Source organism: Sphingomicrobium aestuariivivum (assembly GCF_024721585.1).
Classification (GTDB): domain Bacteria; phylum Pseudomonadota; class Alphaproteobacteria; order Sphingomonadales; family Sphingomonadaceae; genus Sphingomicrobium; species Sphingomicrobium aestuariivivum.
On sequence record NZ_CP102629.1, the window covers coordinates 1,961,457 to 1,978,827 of the forward strand.

17 protein-coding genes are annotated in these 17,371 nt (G+C 66.4%); 1 reads left to right on the forward strand and 16 read right to left on the reverse strand.

The features are described from left to right. Position 1: 1 nt before the first annotated feature. The 8 genes from NUW81_RS10095 to NUW81_RS10130 form a co-directional block, all read right to left on the reverse strand. Positions 2 to 844 carry an HpcH/HpaI aldolase/citrate lyase family protein gene (locus tag NUW81_RS10095; RefSeq protein WP_245112903.1) on the reverse strand — a complete coding sequence of 281 codons (843 nt, stop codon included), beginning with the start codon at positions 842 to 844 and terminating at the stop codon, positions 2 to 4. Beyond that, on the reverse strand, positions 844 to 1,290 hold the full coding sequence (locus NUW81_RS10100) for a MaoC family dehydratase (RefSeq protein WP_245112904.1): 447 nt from the start codon (positions 1,288 to 1,290) through the stop codon (positions 844 to 846). Before NUW81_RS10100 ends, NUW81_RS10095 begins: the two co-directional genes overlap by 1 nt. A gap of 18 nt (positions 1,291 to 1,308) precedes the next feature. Then, positions 1,309 to 1,608, reverse strand: coding sequence for a hypothetical protein (locus NUW81_RS10105; RefSeq protein ID WP_245112905.1), 300 nt, complete (start codon positions 1,606 to 1,608; stop codon positions 1,309 to 1,311). A gap of 31 nt (positions 1,609 to 1,639) precedes the next feature. After that, positions 1,640 to 3,955: a thiamine pyrophosphate-binding protein gene (locus tag NUW81_RS10110; protein ID WP_245112907.1), complete on the reverse strand. Its 2,316-nt coding sequence runs from the start codon at positions 3,953 to 3,955 to the stop codon at positions 1,640 to 1,642. 49 nt (positions 3,956 to 4,004) lie between these two features. After that, the gene (locus tag NUW81_RS10115; protein ID WP_245112909.1) at positions 4,005 to 4,190 is read right to left on the reverse strand and encodes a YgaP family membrane protein; all 186 of its coding nucleotides are present in this window, start codon (positions 4,188 to 4,190) and stop codon (positions 4,005 to 4,007) included. Positions 4,191 to 4,256: 66 nt separating this feature from the next. After that, complete coding sequence (locus NUW81_RS10120) at positions 4,257 to 5,204, reverse strand: calcium/sodium antiporter (RefSeq protein WP_245112911.1); 948 nt, start codon at positions 5,202 to 5,204, stop codon at positions 4,257 to 4,259. A gap of 62 nt (positions 5,205 to 5,266) precedes the next feature. Then, complete coding sequence (locus NUW81_RS10125) at positions 5,267 to 6,418, reverse strand: GGDEF domain-containing protein (RefSeq protein WP_245112913.1); 1,152 nt, start codon at positions 6,416 to 6,418, stop codon at positions 5,267 to 5,269. A 75-nt stretch (positions 6,419 to 6,493) separates the two neighbouring features. Then, on the reverse strand, positions 6,494 to 6,901 hold the full coding sequence (locus tag NUW81_RS10130; protein WP_245112915.1) for a winged helix-turn-helix transcriptional regulator: 408 nt from the start codon (positions 6,899 to 6,901) through the stop codon (positions 6,494 to 6,496). 96 nt (positions 6,902 to 6,997) lie between these two features. Here NUW81_RS10130 and NUW81_RS10135 point away from each other — a divergent pair, with 96 nt between their 5' ends. Continuing rightward, complete coding sequence (locus NUW81_RS10135) at positions 6,998 to 7,540, forward strand: FMN-dependent NADH-azoreductase (RefSeq protein ID WP_245112916.1); 543 nt, start codon at positions 6,998 to 7,000, stop codon at positions 7,538 to 7,540. 52 nt (positions 7,541 to 7,592) lie between these two features. Here NUW81_RS10135 and NUW81_RS10140 read toward each other — a convergent pair whose 3' ends face one another. From NUW81_RS10140 to NUW81_RS10175, 8 genes are all read right to left on the reverse strand, one after another. Further along, positions 7,593 to 8,267 (reverse strand): hypothetical protein, encoded by a 675-nt coding sequence (locus tag NUW81_RS10140; RefSeq protein WP_245112918.1) that lies wholly within the window; start codon positions 8,265 to 8,267, stop codon positions 7,593 to 7,595. Positions 8,268 to 8,371: 104 nt separating this feature from the next. Beyond that, entirely contained in the window at positions 8,372 to 9,643 is a 1,272-nt protein-coding gene (locus NUW81_RS10145; RefSeq protein ID WP_245112921.1) for a dihydrolipoamide acetyltransferase family protein, read from the reverse strand. Then, on the reverse strand, positions 9,643 to 10,656 hold the full coding sequence (locus NUW81_RS10150) for an alpha-ketoacid dehydrogenase subunit beta (protein WP_245112923.1): 1,014 nt from the start codon (positions 10,654 to 10,656) through the stop codon (positions 9,643 to 9,645). Before NUW81_RS10150 ends, NUW81_RS10145 begins: the two co-directional genes overlap by 1 nt. Further along, positions 10,656 to 11,915, reverse strand: a complete 1,260-nt coding sequence (locus tag NUW81_RS10155) for a 3-methyl-2-oxobutanoate dehydrogenase (2-methylpropanoyl-transferring) subunit alpha (RefSeq protein WP_245112925.1) — start codon at positions 11,913 to 11,915, stop codon at positions 10,656 to 10,658. Before NUW81_RS10155 ends, NUW81_RS10150 begins: the two co-directional genes overlap by 1 nt. A gap of 123 nt (positions 11,916 to 12,038) precedes the next feature. Next, positions 12,039 to 13,094 (reverse strand): type 1 glutamine amidotransferase domain-containing protein, encoded by a 1,056-nt coding sequence (locus NUW81_RS10160; RefSeq protein ID WP_245112927.1) that lies wholly within the window; start codon positions 13,092 to 13,094, stop codon positions 12,039 to 12,041. Between the two features lie 89 nt (positions 13,095 to 13,183). Continuing rightward, positions 13,184 to 13,390, reverse strand: a complete 207-nt coding sequence (locus tag NUW81_RS10165; RefSeq protein WP_245112930.1) for a helix-turn-helix domain-containing protein — start codon at positions 13,388 to 13,390, stop codon at positions 13,184 to 13,186. Beyond that, the gene (locus NUW81_RS10170; protein WP_245112932.1) at positions 13,390 to 13,917 is read right to left on the reverse strand and encodes a DUF2975 domain-containing protein; all 528 of its coding nucleotides are present in this window, start codon (positions 13,915 to 13,917) and stop codon (positions 13,390 to 13,392) included. Before NUW81_RS10170 ends, NUW81_RS10165 begins: the two co-directional genes overlap by 1 nt. A 120-nt stretch (positions 13,918 to 14,037) precedes the next feature. Beyond that, a complete protein-coding gene (locus NUW81_RS10175; RefSeq protein WP_245112935.1) occupies positions 14,038 to 17,346 on the reverse strand; it encodes an amidohydrolase family protein in 3,309 nt (1,102 codons plus the stop codon). Positions 17,347 to 17,371 lie beyond the last annotated feature (25 nt).

Below are 17,371 nucleotides of genomic sequence, written 5' to 3' on the forward strand. Positions count from 1 at the left end.
CCTAGCGTTTGGAACGGGCGAGGAGCGCCTTGGCCTGCGTGAGGTGGGGGCGGTCGACCATGCGTCCGCCGACATCTAGCACGCCCGCATCGGGGTGGGCGGCGAAGGCATCGACGATGGCTTTCGCGCGCGCCACTTCGGTGTCGCTCGGCGTGAAGGCGGCGTTGATGATCGGCACCTGCGCGGGGTGGATGGCGAGCTTGCCGGTAAAGCCCTCGGAGGCCGCGGCGCGGGCTTCCTCCTTGAGGCCGTCCTCGTTGCGGAAGTCGGTATAGACGCCGTCGACCGGCTGCGCGCCGGCGGCGACCGCGCCTGCGAGGCAGAGCGAACGGGCGAGCTGGTAGGTAAAGGCGAGCTTGCCGTCGCGGTCATATTTGGACCGCGCACCGAGCGCGGCCGACAGGTCCTCGGCGCCCCAGCTCATCGCGGCGAGCGGGGCCTGCGTGCCCTTGTAGCTGCCGAGGTTGAACAGGCTGGCGGGCGTCTCGGTGACGATGGCGTGGATCGGGATCGAGCCGGTCGAGTGGGCGAGGTGGACGAGGTCATCCTCGCTCTCGGCCTTGGGCAGGACAATGCCTTCGAATTCGGCCTTGGAGAAGAGCTTCAAATCCTCGCGATGCTCGGGCGCGAACATCGGGTTGATGCGCACCCACCAGCGCGGGCCGCCGTCGCGGGGGCCGAGCTCCTTGAGGAGGTCGCGGGCATAGGCCTTGGCGGCGGGCGCGACACTGTCCTCGAGATCGAAGATGATCGCGTCGGCTTCGGAGGCGAGCGCCTTGTGGATCTTCTTTTCGCTATCGGCGGGGACGAACAGCCAGCTACGCGGCGGGGGCAGGTCGGACATCAGGACTTCCGGAGGAGCGCGGAGCGCTTGAAGGACAGGACGAGTTCGTCGCGCTGGTTGAAGGCGCGATGTTCCCAGGTGACGATGCCCGCATCGGGGCGCGACTTGCTCTCGCGGACGGCGAGGCATTCGCTTTCGATCTGCAGCGTGTCGCCGACGAAGACGGGGCGCGGGAACTTCAGCTCGTCATAGCCGAGATTGGCGACCAGCGTGCCGAGCGTGGTCTCGCCCACCGAGATGCCGACCGCGAGGCTGAAGGTGAAGCAGCTGTTGACAAGCGGCTTGCCGAATTCGGTCTTGGCCGCGACCTCGTGATCGAGGTGCAGCGGCTGCGGATTGTGGGTGAGGGTGGTGATGAGGAGATTGTCGGTCTCGGTCACCGTGCGCGTGATGGGGTGGCGCACGATATCGCCCACCGACCACTGATCGAAATAACGTCCGGACATGGGCTAAGGGCCTAGGGGCTAGGCGGCTTGCCCGCAAGACGCCTTGCGCGTCGCGTCGATTGCGGCGGGCAGGAGCTTCATCTTGAGGTCGTGCATGCCGATGCCCTCGACCGTCTCGCGGCGGTCGTCCGAGCGCACGACATTGGCGATATGGCCGAGGATCTGCATGACGATGTCGATCGTCTGCAGGCTCGTGCAATGCTTGGTAATGGTGTCGATATCGGCGGCCAGCTCGTCACCCATGATCTCGAGGAGCTTGCGCGCTTCCTCCAGTTCGTGGGCGAGGCTCTGGTCGAGCATGTCGGGCGAACGTGTCATGAGAATCGCAAGTAAGCCGAGAGGGTTAAGATCAGGTGAGGAGAATCTCGGCCATCGCTTCGGTAATCGCCGCCGGATCAAGGCGGTAGGTGGCGTAGAGGTCGGCGAGGTTGCCGGTCTGGCCGAAGCGCTCGACGCCGAGCGGCGCGACGCGCTGGCCGAGCACGCCGCCGAGCCATGACAGCGAGGCGGGTGCGGCGTCGCACAGGGTGACGAGGCCGGCGCGCGGACTGAGACGCGACAGAAGCGTCTCGGCGTGGCTCGGCTGGCGCTGGCCGTCCCAGCGGGCTGCCTGCGCGGCGGTCCAGCCGCGGTGGAGGAGGTCGGGCGAAGTGACGGCGAGCAGGCCGAGACCCGGGATGTCGGCGGACAGCTCCTCATGCGCCGCGAGCGCTTCGGGCATGAGCGCGCCCATGGCGACGATGGCGGCTTCGGCGCCCTCGGCGGGTTGCTTCAGCCAGTAGCCGCCCTCGAGCGCGCCAGCCTTCCAGTCGTCATTGTCGCGCGCGACCTGCTGCACGGGGCGGGTCGACAGGCGCAGGTAGGTGCTCTCGCCATCGGGATCGTCGATCAGCGCGAAGGCGTGGCTCATCATCGCGGCCAGTTCGTCGGCGAAGGCGGGTTCGTAGTGGCGGAGCCCCGGCTGGCCCATGGCAATGAGCGGCGGGTTGATCGACTGGTGCGCGCCGCCTTCCGGCCCGAGCGTCACGCCCGAAGGGGTGGCGACGAGGAGGAAGCGGGCGTCCTGGTAGCAGCCGTAGTTGAGGCTATCGAGGCCGCGCGCGATGAAGGGATCGTAGAGCGTGCCGATGGGGAAGAGCCGCTCGTTCCAGTGATCGCCCGCCAGCCCTGCGGCGGCGAGCATGAGGAAGAGGTTGGATTCGGCAATGCCGAGCTCGATGTGCTGGCCGCTGTCGTTGCCCGCCCACTTCTGGGCGCTGGGGATCTTGGCCTTGGCGAAGACGTCCTCCATCGCGCGGCGCTTGAACAGGCCGCGGCTGTTCACCCAGGCACCAAGGTTGGTCGAGACGGTAACATCGGGCGAGGTGGTGAGGATGCGGTCGGCGAGCTCGCCGCCCGCCTTTGACAGGTCCATGAGGATGCGGCCGAAGGCGGCCTGCGTCGACTGCTCCTCGCCCTCGGGGGCGGGGAGCTCGGGAATGGGGACCGAGCCGAAGCTTCGCGGGCGCTTCTCGCGCTTGATGCGGGTCTCGTCGAGGACCGCCTCGACCTTGGGGACCATGTTGTCGGAGAGGCCGGCAAACTTGTCCCATTCTGCGCCCTCGGCGATGCCGAGATCGTCGCGCCAGGCGGCGATCTGCTTGGGGTTCATGAGGCCGGCGTGATTGTCCTTGTGACCTGCGAAGGGGAGGCCGAAGCCCTTCACTGTCCAGGCGATGAAGAAGGTCGGCGTGTCGTCCTTTTTCGCTTCCTCGAAGGCCTCGACGAGCGTTTCCATGCAATGGCCGCCGAGGTCGGTCATCAGGCTGCCGAGCTGCTCGTCATCCTTGTGCGCCGACAGGAAGGCATCGGCCTTCTTCCCGAGATCGTCGGACAGGCGCTGCCGCCATGCCGCGCCGCCCTGGTAATGGAGCGCGGCAAAGTCGGCGTTGGGGAGTGTCTCGAGCCAATCGCGGACCGCCTTGCCGCCCTTGCCCGAAAGGGCCTTCTCGAGGCGCTTGCCGAAGCGGAGCTCGACCGAGCGCCATCCGCAGGCGGAAAAGATTTCGTCGAAGCGCTCGAACATGCGGTCGGCGCTGGTCGCATCGAGGCTCTGGCGGTTGTAGTCGACGATCCACCACAGGTTGCGCACGTCATGCTTGGCGCCCTCGATGATGGCTTCGTAGATATTGCCCTCGTCGAGTTCGGCATCGCCGATGAGCGCGACGAAGCGGCCGCGCTCTTCCTCGGCGATCTTTCCTTGCGCGGTGAGCAGGTCCTGCACGAGGCTGGAGAAAAGGGTGATGGCCACGCCGAGGCCGACGCTGCCGGTCGAGAAATCAACGGGGATCGTGTCTTTCGTGCGGCTGGGATAGCTTTGCGCGCCGCCGAGGCCGCGGAAATTCTCGAGCTTTTCGAGGCTCTGCGAGCCCAAGAGATAGTGGATCGCGTGAAGGATCGGGCCGGCGTGCGGCTTTACCGCCACGCGGTCATTGGGCCCCAATGCGTGAAAATAGAGCGCGGTCATGATCGCGCTGATCGACGCCGAGCTCGCCTGGTGCCCGCCGACCTTCACCCCGTCCGATTTCTCGCGCAGGTGATTGGCGTTGTGGATGGTCCAGCTGGCGAGCCAGCGCAGGCGTTCGTCGAGGGCGGCGAGGGCTTCGGTGTCGGGCGAGGAAGTCATGTCTTCGCCCTAGCCGAGCGCGAGCGTTCCGCCAATGTCGCTTGTCGTCCTAGCGGCCGCAGCTATTGATCCCGAGGAGGCTGTAGGCCGGGCAGGTGCCGACGAGACCCGTCACCAGCGGGACGAGGCCGAGCCAACCCCAGCTGGTCTTCGGTCCGACAAAAACCATCGCGACGAGGATCAATCCGATCACGACACGGGCGACGCGATCAATCTTTCCGACATTGTGAAGCATGAGGGGGTCTCCTTCTTGAGCTCCCTCATCCATGACAGCGCCCGCGGCGGGACGCCTTGACCGGCGTCAAGACAGTCCGACGAGATAGGCCATGTAGGCAGCATAGCCCGCCAGCAGCACGGCTCCCTCCCAGCGGTGGATGGTCCAACCGGTGCGCAGGAACATGAGCAGCAGGCCCACGGTGGCGAGCAGGATCCAGATGTCGAGCCCCGCGATCTCGGGGGGCACGCCCAAGGGATGGACGATCGCGGTCAGGCCGAGGATGCCGAAGATGTTATAGATGCAGCTGCCGACCACATTGCCGAGCGCAACGTCGGGCTCGCGCTTCCACGCGGCGGCGAGACAGGCGACCAGTTCGGGCAGGCTGGTGCCGAGCGCCACGACCGACAGGCCGATCACCGCCTCGGAGACACCCATCGCGGTGGCGAGCTCGATCGCGCCGCCGACGAGGAACCGCGCGCCGAAGATGACGCCTGCGATGCCGGCGAAGGTGAAGAAGACGAGCGCGAGCGTGTTCGAGGGCGCCGCGGTTGCCTCGTCGACATGCTCCGTGGTGCTGTCGGTTGCGGCGTTCTTCTCGGAGAAATAGGCGTAGAGAATGTAGCCGATCAGGCCCGCAAAGAGCGCGGCGCCGATGGCGCGGCTGACCCCGCCCGCGAGCACGGCACCGAGGGCCGCAAGCCCCGACAGCCCCAGCGCCAGCCCGTCGCGACGAAAGGCCTTGCGGCTGATGGGGATGGCGATCACCAGCGCCGAGGCGCCGAGGATGAGCAGGATATTGGCGATGTTCGAGCCGATGACATTGCCGATGGCGATGTCGGGCGAACCCGCGAAGGCGGCCTGGATGCTGGTGACCAGTTCGGGTGCCGAGGTGCCGAAGCCGACGATGGTGAGGCCGGCAAGGAGCGGCGAGATGCCGAGCTTGCGGGCAAGACCGACGGTGCCGCGAACGAGGAACTCGCCGCCGGCGGCGAGCAGGACGAGACCGAGGAGAAGCGCGAGCCAGCTGGGCATGGGAATGCGCTAACGGCTGGGGCGGCGACGGCAAGCGAAATCTTGCCGATGGGCCAAGGTCATCAAGCGGTCAGGCGGTGCAAGTGGAGGCGTTCTTCCTCGTCGGTGCCGTAGATCGCCACCGCATTGCGGCCGGCATCCTTGGCCCGGTAAAGCGCCTGGTCGGCCGCCGCATAGGTCTGGCCCAGCGGGCGGCGATGGACGTAGGACGCGACGCCGAAACTGGCGCTCAATCGTGTCTTTTCGGAGAAGGCCTCGTGGCGATAGGCGGCGAAGTCGGCGCGTAGCTGTTCGGCAAGCTCGGCGGCACGCGCGAGCGAATAGCCGGGCAGCGCAATGGCGAATTCCTCGCCCCCGAAGCGCCCGGCGCAAGGCGCTGCCTGTTCGAGCAGGGTGGCGAAGTGGCGGATCACGTCATCGCCCACGCCATGGCCGTAGCGATCGTTGATCGACTTGAAATGATCGATGTCTGCAAGGACGATCGCGCCAAACCGCGGGCTCTGGGCGCGCACCGCATCGCCGAAGGCACGGCGGTTGAGCAGGTCGGTCATGCCGTCATGCTCGGACTGGCGACGATAGTGGCGCAATTCGCTCTGCACGATGGCGGCGATGGTCAGCAACACGACGGCCGGCACCGCAAAGGCGCTGCTGACGAGCAGGACGCCCGGCAGCCATTCGGCACCGAATTCGGGATAGGCGCTCCCAGCATCGAGCAGCGAGGGGAAGAAAGGCAGGCGCATGGCATCGCCGATCGCCATCGCTCCCATCGCGACCAGCATGGCCGTGCGGATGCCGCCATGGTCTCGCCGCCACAGGAACAGCAGGATATTGGCGTAGACGACCAGCCCCGCGGCCATGGCCGGCAAATGCTCGACCCGGATCGGTGCCCCCATGGCAACGAGCGCGACCGACGTCGCCGCCCCGGCAGCCCACAGCTTGAACAGCCAAGGCGCCGACAGCTTCCCGCCCATGGCGAGCCGGATCGACTGGCCCACCAGCCAGACGGTGAGCGGGTCCATGGCGTAGAGGAAGGCGCGGGTCAGCGGGCCGTGGCCGCCATCGACATAAAGGAAGGTGTTGAACCCCCCGATCAGGAGGCCGGCGGCGAGATAGGAGGTCGCCTCGTGACGCGTCGGCCCGATGCGCACGAACAGGACCACGCCCGCAAGGACGCTGACGAGGATCAGGAGGAGGGTGTACAGATCGACACTCACGCGGGGAGCTTAACCGCGAGTTTAATCACGTAAAAGGGCTAAAATTCACCCGAGTTGGTTAATAATCCGCAAGGCTCAAACTGTGTCTTCGCGGTCGTCGTAGCGCGCCTGGGCGGCGCGGATGCAGTCGATATGCTCGATCGCCCAGTCGCCCAGCGCCTTGACGGGGCCGGTAAGCGACCGGCCGAGTTCGGTCAGCTCGTAATCGACCCGCGGCGGGATGGTCGGGGTGACCGTGCGATCGACGAGGCCGTCGCGCTCCAGACCGCGCAGGCTGCGGGTGAGCATGCGCTGCGAGATGCCGTCCACCTCGCGCTTCAGCTCGTTGAAGCGGCGGCTGCCGGTGGCCAGCACCATGACGATGAGCATCGACCATTTGTCGCCGACACGGTTGAGGACGGGGGCGACATTCTTGCAGCCGGCGAGGTGGAGATGTTCGAGCTCGGGCTCGTCAGTCTCGGCTCGCCGCGTGGTTACATCCATGTGCCTCATCCCCAAAAATGTGCCGTCTTGCGGGCGGAACCCATAGGCACGATATGCGTCTAGGTATCAAACAGTGACTTAGAAAGCGAGTCCCCGATGACCATTCTCCATATCGACAGTTCGACGCAGGGCGATGCCAGCGTCACGCGTGACCTCACCGCTTATGCGGTCGGCAAGATGACAGGCGAGAAGGTGGAGCGCCTCGACCTGGTTGCCGACCCGATCCCGCACCTCGTCGGTCGGCCGGAGGCCAATGCCTATGTCGAGCAGCTGAAGGCCGCCGACACCATCGTCATCGGCGCCCCGACCTACAACTTCACCGTGTCGACCCAGCTCAAGGCCTGGATCGACCGCGTCGCGGTGGCGGGCGAAACCTTCCGCTACACCGAGAACGGCCCCGAGGGGCTGCTGCGCGACAAGCGGGTGATCGTCATGATCGCGTCCGGCGGTGTGTATGAGGAAGGCCACAGCTTCGAGCATAACCAGAGCTACCTGCGCGCCTTCTTCCAGTTCCTCGGGCTCGAAGCGGAATTCGTGATCGCCAACGGCGTGGCGATGGGCGAGGAAGCGCGTGCCAAGGCCATCACGGAAGCGAAAGCGAAGATCGACAAGATCGCCGCAAGCCGCGAATTCGCCTGATCGGAGAGACTGAATAGGAGAAGGAGGGCGTCGCCGACGGGCGGCGCCCTTTCTATTTGCGCGATCGGATGGGGAGCGAGAGGAAGAGGCCGAGCATGCAGCTTGCGGACAGGCCGATGAGCGGGGTCGGGTAGGGCCCGACGAGCGAGGCGACGAGCGCCCCGGTCCAGAAGGCTGCGATCGCCTGGCCATCGCGGTGCGCAAGGAGCGCCCACGCGCCAAAGCCCATCGACAGCAGGCAGGCGATGAGGGCCGGCAGCGGCATGGCCGGCAGCGATTGCACCATGTTTTCGACGAAGGCCACCGTCTGTCCCTCGCCCCGCGCGAAGAGGATGGCGACGGCGACGAGGCTGAGATGGGCAAGGTTGAGGTTCAGGCGGCGCTGCTGGCGCTCGCGATGCAGGCCGACCCCCGCGACGAGGGCGAGAAAGGTGCCCGGATCGGGCTGCACGACGAGCAGGACGGCCGACAGCAGCATGGCCGCGACCCAATATCCGTCCGTTGGCGCGCGGAGCAGGAGCGGGAGGAGGATGAGTGCGGGCTGGAGCGTGACGGGGCCGAGCGCGAGCCAGCGCCGCGCACCATCGAATTCCGGGCCGACGACCAGCGGCGCCGCCAGAAGCAGCGGGACGAGCAAGACCGCCCATCGCGGCAGGCGCGGCGCGAACCGCCGGAGCGCGAGGTGCAACGCCAGACCGAGCACGAGCGCGGCTCCATAAGCTGCCATCAGTCCGCGGGGCGCACCGGCAAGAGCCGCACCGCCTAGCGCGCAGAGCCCCGCGAGAAACATGAGCGCGCCCGGTCGCAGCGGCGCCGGGCGCGTCATGACCATCAGGCGCTGAGCAGCCGGATCGGGTTTTCGATGAAGCTGCGCAGGTGCTGGAGGAAGCTGGCCGCGTCCCAACCGTCGACGACACGGTGGTCGCAGGACAGCGAGAGGTTCATCTTCTTCTTCGCGACGATCTCGCCATCCTCGATGACGGGCAGTTCCTGCATCTTGTTGACCGCGATGATCGCCACCTGCGGCGGGCTGATCACGGGGGTCGAGACGAGGCCGCCCATCGGGCCGAGCGACGACAGCGAGATGGTCGCGCCCTGGAGGTCGGCGCGGTCGATCTTGCCGCTGCGCGCTTCTTCCGCGAGGCGGTTGATCTCGCTGGCAAGCTGCCACACCGACTTGGCTTCGGCATTCTTGATGACGGGGACCATCAGCCCCGCGTCGGTCTGGGCCGCCATGCCGAGATGCATCGCACCCGAACGGGTGATGATGTTGGCCTCGTCGTCATAGGTGGCGTTGAGCATCGGATAGTCGGGCAGCGCTTTCGCCATCGCGGTGATGAGGAAGGGCAGGACGGTCAGCTTGGGCTGGCCCCCGCGGTCCTTGTTCATCATGGCGCGCGTTTCCTCGAGCGCGGTCATGTCGAATTCGTCGACCAGCGTGAAATGCGGGATCTTGCGCTTGGCCGCCTGCATGTTCTCGGCGATCTTGCGGCGCATGCCGACGACCTTGATGGTCTCGTCGCGGCGCGGGGCCGAGCCGCCGTGGCTGACGCTGCCGCCATTGTAGAGGAGGTAGGCGTCGAGGTCGGCGTGACGGACGCGGTCCGAGGTGGTCTTCACCTGCGCAAGGTCGATGCCGAGATCGCGGGCGCGCTGGCGAACGGTGGGCGAGGCGAGGACCTTGTCGCCCTTGCTTTCGGCGTGGGTTTCGGGCTCGGGCGCCGGGGCAGGCGCCGTCTCGGCCTGGTCGACGACGGGAATTTCCTCTTCCTGCGCGCTGGTCGGCTCTTCGGCGCCGTCGCCGAGCGGCATTTCCTCTTCGGCGGCGGGGGCGGGCGCTTCCTCGGCGGGGGCGGCGTCGCCCGCGGTCTCGATCTCGACCAGCACCGAGCCGATGGCGATCATGTCGCCGACCTCGCCCGCGAGCTTCACGACCTTGCCGGCGACGGGGCTTTCCATCTCCACCGTAGCCTTGTCGGTCATCATGTCGGCGAGATGGGCGTCTTCCTCGATCATGTCGCCGACTGCGACATGCCATTCAACGATCTCGGCCTCGGCGATGCCTTCGCCAATGTCGGGGAGCTTGAAGTTGTACGTACCCATCAGTCGGCCATCACTTTCTTGAGTGCAGTCTTGATGCGGGCGGGGCCCGGGAAATAGGTCCATTCATAGGCGTGGGGATAGGGGGTGTCCCAACCCGTCACGCGCTCGACCGGCGCTTCGAGGTGATAGAAGCAGCGTTCGGTGACCAGCGCCGAGAGTTCGGCGCCGAAGCCCGAAGTGCGCGGCGCTTCATGGACGATGAGGCAGCGGCCGGTTTTCTTCACGCTCGCCTCGATGGTCTCGATGTCGAGCGGCACGAGGGTGCGCAGGTCGACGATCTCGGCATCGACATCGGCCTCTTCCATCGCCGCGGCGGTCACATGGACCATGGTGCCATAGGTGAGGACGGTGAGCGCCTCGCCCTCGCGGACCACGTTCGCCTTGCCGAGCGGCACGGTATAGTGGCCCTCGGGCACCTCGCTGTTTTCCGCCTTCGACCAGGGCACGACCGGCTGGTCGTGGTGACCCGAGAAGGGGCCGTTGTAGATGCGCTTGGGCTCGAAGAAGATGACAGGGTCGGGGTCGGCGACCGCGGCCAGCAGGAGCCCCTTGGCGTCATAGGGATTGGACGGCACGACGACCTTTAGCCCCGCGATGTGGGTGAAGAGCGATTCCGGCGACTGGCTGTGCGTCTGGCCGCCGTAAATGCCGCCGCCATAGGGCGAGCGGATGACCATCGGCATCGTCCATTCACCCGCGGTGCGATAGCGCATCTTGGCGACTTCGCTGACGATCTGGTCGTAGGCGGGGTAGATGTAATCGGCGAACTGGATCTCGATCAGCGGCTTCAGGCCATAAGCGGCCATGCCGACGGCGGTGGCGGCGATGCCGTTTTCGCTGATCGGCGCGTCGAAGGCGCGGGTCTTGCCGAATTCCTTCTGGAGCCCCTCGGTGACGCGGAAGACGCCGCCGAAATAGCCAGCATCCTCGCCGAAGACGACGACGTCATCATCGGCGCGCATGGCGACCTTGTGCGCGTCATTGAGCGCCTGGATCATGTTCATGACGGCCATTATTCGCCCTCCTTCAGCGCCGCATCGCGCTGTTCGGCGATATGCCAGGGCATGTCGGCATAGACGTCCTCGAACATGCTTTCCTTGCCCTCGTCACCCTGTTCGGAGAGGACGCCGAGCTTTTCGGCTTCCTTCTGCGCGGCGCGGACGGTGGCGGAGAGTTCTTCCTCGAGCGCCTTGTCCTGTTCGTCATCCCACGCGCCGAGGCCGACGAGATGCTGCTTCAGGCGGAGGATGGGATCGCCGAGCGGCCAAGCCTCGCTCTCTTCCTTGGGGCGGTAGCCGGTGGGATCGTCCGAGGTCGAGTGGCCCTCGGCACGATAAGTGAAGAATTCGATGAAGGTCGGGCCGTTGTTCGAGCGCGCACGCTCGGCCGCCCAGCGCACGGCGGCATAGACGGCAAGCACGTCATTGCCGTCGACGCGGAGCCCCGCGATGCCATAGCCGACGGCGCGGGCCGCGAAGGTCGCCTGTTCGGCGCCCGCGATGCCGCTGAACGAGCTGATCGCCCACTGGTTGTTGACGCAAGCGAGGATGACGGGGGCCTGGTAGACGCTTGCGAAGGTCATGGCGGCGTGGAAGTCGCCCTCGGCCGTCGCGCCGTCGCCGATCCAGCCCATCGCGATGCGGCTGTCGCCCTTGATCGCCGAGGCCATCGCCCAGCCGACCGCCTGCGGGAACTGCGTGGCAAGGTTGCCCGAGATGGAGAAGAAGCCCTTCTCCTTGTCCGAATACATGATCGGCAGCTGGCGGCCCTTCATATGGTCGCCCGCGTTCGAATAGATCTGGCACATCATCTTCACGAGCGGATAGCCGCGGCTGACGAGCAGGCCCTGCTGGCGATAGGTCGGGAAGTGGATGTCCTCGGCGTCCATCGCGGCGGCGGCGGACGTGGCGATCGCTTCTTCGCCGGTGCACTTCATGTAGAAGCTGGTCTTGCCCTGCCGCTGGGCGCGATACATGCGGTCATCGAAGATGCGGACCGTGACCATGTCGCGGTAGATCTTCTTCAAGACCTCGACATCGAGCTTGGGGTCCCACGGGCCGACCGCCTTGCCCTCGTCATCGAGGACGCGGACGAGGTGGGTCGTCAGCGGGATCGTTTCCTTGTCGTCGCAGGCGCTGTCGGGACGCGGCGCCTCGCCGGCGGCGGGCACGGTGACGTGACTGTAATCGGGCGTGTCGCCGGGGCGATAGGCCGGTTCGGGAACGTGCAGTTTCAGCGCAGGCCGGTTGGTCCGCGTTTCGCTTGAAGACATTCTTGTACCTCTCCTGGCGCCAACGCGGGGACCCGCGCCGACGATCCTCTCGCGGCGCGCCTTAACCGCTAACGGCCCCGGCCTCAAGGGAGGGCGGGGCCGTAGGGTAAAGGAAGCGGCTTGTCAGGAGGCGGGGCACGCGCTCGTCGCACAGAGCGCGGCGCGCTCTTCGCGCAACATGTGGATGACCTGCCCGAGCTGGGGTTCGTCCATGTGCGGGCGGGCGAGCTCGAGCAATTCGATCGAAAGCGACAGGGCCTGCGGGTCGTCTTTCACCATCAGGCCGCGATAATAGGCCCAGGCCGCGACGATCGGGATGTCGAGCGAGGCGGGCTCGTTCGCGATGGCGCGCGCCAGCGGCGCCTTGTCGCCCGCGGCCGCCTGCGCGACGAGCATCATGCTGCGCTCGTCCTTCCACATCGCGCGCGGTGCGGGGCGATGGCCGTCGGCGCGGATCGCGGCTTCGGTGGCACCGACCACCGAGAAGGGGTTCTGGCCGGTCACGAGATTAGCGTCGACCGAGACGTGCGGGAGCATGATGTCGGATTCCTCGAACGTGGCGCCCAGCTCGCGAAGGCGCGTCTCGATGAGGAAGGGAAAATCTCCCACCCACTTCTCGCCGAACGCGGCTTCCTCCTCGTCGGTGAAGGCGCTCAGGCGGCGACCGGTCACCAGCCGGGTCCCGTCCTCGCGCTCGACCCGCGCCAGCACGGCGGGGCCGTGGCAGACGGCGACGACGACGGCGCCACGATCATGCTGCTCGAGGAGGATCGATTGAAGTATCTGGCTGAAGGGCAGGTCGAACATCGCGCCCTTGCCGCCGATCACCATGACGATGTCGTAGCCCGTGCCCATGGCCGGATCGAGCCGTAGCGTTGAGGCGAGCCGCGAGGCGGCAAGGGGATCGCCGAGGAAGGCGGCATTATAGGCCTTGGAGGCATCATATTTGTCGGCCACGACCAAGCCGCCCTCGGGGCTGGCGATGCGGACGTCATAGCCATTGGAGGCGAGCACCAGCCAGGCCTGCGCCAGTTCGTCCATCTCGAAGCCGGGCTGGGCCTCGCCGCCGTCGCGACCATGACTGCTGACGACCAGCAGCGCCTCGCGGCTGTCCTGCGCCGCAAGCGGCGTCGGCCAGGCCATCAGGGTGATGAAGCAAGCGAGCAATATCCTGAGCATGTCATTTTCTCCTTGGCATTCGGGCAAGCCGCTCCCGTCGACCGCCCCGGTTGGGAGGCGGTCCGAGCGCTGCGTTGCGTGACAAGTGGTTAGTCTTCGGTGCGGCCCAGCAGATCGCCGGGCTGGCAATCCAGTTCGCGGCAGATGGCATCGAGGGTCGAGAAGCGCACCGCCTTGGCCTTGCCGGTCTTGAGGATCGACAGGTTGGCCAGCGTGATGCCGATGCGATCGGCCAGTTCGGTGAGCGTCATGCGCTTTTGATGGAGGAGCTCGTCCAGCTTCACTTCGATGCTCATCAGACGGTCCCCTCGAGGTCGGCGCGCATCTGGGTGCCAAGGCGGAAGACGCGGGCGAGAATGAAGAGGACGAGCGGCAGGAGAAACCCTGCGCCATTGATGCCGAGATCACCGTAACGCTCAAGGTCGCTAAGGAAGCTGCCGAGCCAGCGCGCAGAAGCGGTAGCGCCAATCACCAAGAGTTGGATGAGGAGGCTGGTCCAGCCCATCGCGCGCAGCCGGTCAGCGTTTTCCTCGGTGAAAGGATCGCCGCGCTCGACCGAGCGGACGAGGTGCCAAGTCAAGCGGATGAACCAGGCGGCGAACGCCAGCGCGGCGACGATCAGCGTGATCATGAGGAAAGTGACCCCGAGAGCGCTCGCGGGCGCGTCTGCGGCGGCAAGGTCAGCGAGCAGCTTGGCGCGCTCGGTGGTGAGCACGGCACCCGCACTGCCAGCGAGGACAAGTGCGGTGAAGAGGATCATAACGCCCATGAGCAGCATCACACCTTTGGCGGTCAGCAGCAGCGGATCGACACGGGATTGCATTTCTCGTTCTCCGATATTGAACTTATCGGAAATCGATATGACGCCAGTTCGCCTTATTGTCAAACGATAATATTGAAAAACGATATGCCGGGTGGAGACCTCTCCACCCGGCAGGTTCGATCAGTGCTGGTGGACGCCTTCGGCTTGGGCCTCGCTCATCGTGTAGCTGCCGCCCGATTCCGACTGGAACCAGAAGGGCTCGAGTCCCCCGGTCCCCCCGGCGATGACCTGCAGGTTCTGGTCATAGAGCTTGCCGTCCTGCATCACCATCGAGACGCTCGCGGAGTTGCGGATATTCTCGAGGGGGTCGCCGTCGAGGATGACCATGTCGGCCAGCTTGCCCGGCTCGATCGAGCCGAGGTCGGTGTCGAGGCCGAGGGTGCGGGCGGGATAGATGGTGGCGGTGCGCAGCGCGTCATGGTTGGTCATGCCGCCCAGCGCATAACTCCAGATTTCCCAATGCGCGCCCAATCCTTCGCGCTGGCCGTGCGCGCCGATGTTGGTGAGGACGCCCAGCTCCTCGAGCTCGGCGGCCGCCTCGGCGACCTGCTTGAGGTTGTTCTCCTCCTCGGGGAAGAAGGTGCCGCGACGGCTGCCCGCGTCGAGCAGGCCGCGCGGCACGAAGCGGTTGAGCACCGGATCGGCCCAGACATTGGTGGTCTGGTACCACCACATCTCGCCCCACGGCCCGCCGTAGGAGACGTTCAAGGTAGGGGTGTAGGCGGTCTTTGGCGCGTCCTTGCCGCCCCAGAACTGCTTCACATCGTCATAGATGACCTGCACCGGCAGCGCATGTTCGATGGTGGTGTGCCCGTCGGCGACCATCGTCATGTTGTGCTGGTAGAGGCTGCCACCTTCGGGAACGACGTCCATGCCGATTTCGCGCGCGGCCTCGATGACCATCTGGCGCTGGTCGCGGCGCGGCTGGTTGTAGCTCTTCACGCTCCACGCCCCGATCGACTGGAGGCGGCGAAGGTGGCTTATCGCATCCTCTTTCGTATCGATCGAGGCAGTGAAGCCCGTCGTCGCGCCGTAGAGAATGGTGCCGGTCGAGGTGATGCGCGGGGCGATGATGCGACCCGCACGCTGATATTCGCCCGCCGCGAAGACGGTGTAGCTGTTGTTGGAAGGGTCGTGGACGGTGGTTACGCCATGCGCGAGGCTGGCGGCGTGGTTCCAATTCTGCTGTGGGATGACGAGGCCCGCGCCCATCGGCCCGTGCCAATGCGCATCGATGAGGCCCGGGATGATGGTCTTGCCGCTGACATCGACCACTTCGGTGCCCTGCGGCCAGCTCATCGCGGCGAGCGGGCCGACCGCGCTGATGCGACCGTTGGAGACCATCACCGCGCCATTCTCGATGACCTCATCACCGTTCATGGTGACGATCTTCGCGCCCGAGAGGACATAGGTGTCGCCCGACAGGTCGGCATCGACGGTCATGGCGAGATCGGCGATGCGGGTCGGTTCGACCTTGTCGGCCTCGTCCTCGGGGGCTTCGAGATCGGCGATGCCGGCCAGCGCGCGGCTGTAGAGGGTGGGGCCTTCGGACCAGTAGAGCGTGCGCCCGTCCGAGGACCAGTGGACCCAGTCGCCGACATCCTTGGTGACTCGCATCTGCGGCAGTGCCTTGCCGTCGGGCGACAGGTCGAGCGTGCGGCCCGATAGGGGGAGCGGCATCACATAGGTCTGGAAGCGCTCGGTCCAGGCCACGAAGGTGCCGTCGGGTGAAAGCTGGTAGTCGGCGGCGAACCTTGAGCTGAAATGATCCTGACGCTCGCGGCTGTCGAGGCGGACCGACTGGAGGAAGCTCTTGTCGTCGCGGCTGGTCATGTAGAACAGCCGGTTGGGATCCTTGCCGAACTGCGGACGCGTACCGCCGGGCGCGATCTTCTCGGGCTCGCCACCGTCGAGGCTGGCGAGGTAGATGCCGGGGTCGCGGCTGTAGAGGGGGCTGGTGAGATAGCCGCCGCCGGTGCGGCGATAGGCGATCGACTTGCCGTCGGGGCTGAAGGTCGGCTCGACATAATGGCCGGGCGGCAGGTCGAGGGCACGCGCGCGGCTGCCGTTGGCGCGCGCGACCATGATGCGCGAGAGGTCCTGGTCGTCCCATTCGACCCAGGCGAGCTGGCGCCCGTCGCGGCTGAAGGTCGGGTAGGACTGGAAGGCGTCGGTGGCGCGCGTGAGCGGTTCGGTTTCGCCCGAACGAAGGTCGCGCAGATAAAGGCGGCCGAGCGCCTCGAACACCACCTTGTCGCCCGCGGGGCTCATGGTGGTGAAACGCAGCGCCTTGGTGTCGAAGGTCGGCATGCCGATGCGCTTGTCATGGCGCACCGCATCGGCGACCCAGCGCTGGCCCTGCACGCGGAAGGGGATCTCGCTGACCGCGCGGCTATTGGTGTCCACGCGATGGATGCCGCCTTTGGCCCAGAAAATGATGTACTTGCTGTCAGGCGTCCAGGCGATGTGCGGATAGACGCCGTGCACCGCCCAGGTCTCCTGCATGTCGCGGTCGAGCATGTCGGTCAGCGGCGTGACGCGGCCGCTGTCCAGTTCCATCTGCATCAGCACGGTCTTGCCGCGGATGCGACGGACGAAGGCGAGCTTGTTGCCGTCGGGCGAGGGGGTGGGGCGCACCGCGCCGCCCGCGCCCGAGACGAACTGCTCGATCTCGCCCGTCTCGCGGTCGAGGCGGCGGATGACGTAGATCTGGCCGTTGACGTCCTTGCTATACTGGAAGGTTTCGCCGGTCGTCGCATCGTCAGAATAATAGAGGTAGCGGCCATCGGGGCTGAAGGCAGGTTCGCCCGTGTCCTTCTGGTCGGTGCGCTTCTCGGTCATCTGGACGCCGCCGCCGGTGCCCGACTTGTGATAGAGCCACATCTCGCCAGCACCCAGCGAGCGGTCCGAGGTGAAATGCTTGCGCCCGACGATGAATTCGCCGTCGGGGGTCCATTCGGGCTGGTTGAGGAGGCGGAAGCTTTCGTCCGAAACCTGCCGCGGCTCGGTGCCGTCGCGCTTCATCACCCAGAGGTTGTCGCCCCCGCCGCGGTCCGAGGTGAAGGCGATCTCGCTGCCGTCGGGGGAGAAGACGGGCTGCATGTCCCACTGGTGACCGGTCGCCAGCGGGACGGCGTCGCCGCCGGTGATGGGGAGGAGGTAGAGGTCGCCCAGGAGGTCGAAGACGATCTGGTTTCCATCGGGCGAGACGTCGAGGCTGATCCACGTTCCCTCGGTCGTGTCGAGCGGCACCATGTCACCGGGGCCGCGCAGTTCGGCGACGTCCCAGTCGCTGGTTTCGCTCTCGGGCGCTTCGGCCTGCTCCTCGGGCACGACCACCGCGGCATGTTCATGGCCGTGTTCGTCCTGCGCGGCGGCAGGCGCGGCGACGAGCGCGGAGGTGGCGAGAAGCGAGAGCAACATCTTCATGGCGGGGTCCCCTGGTATCCGGATT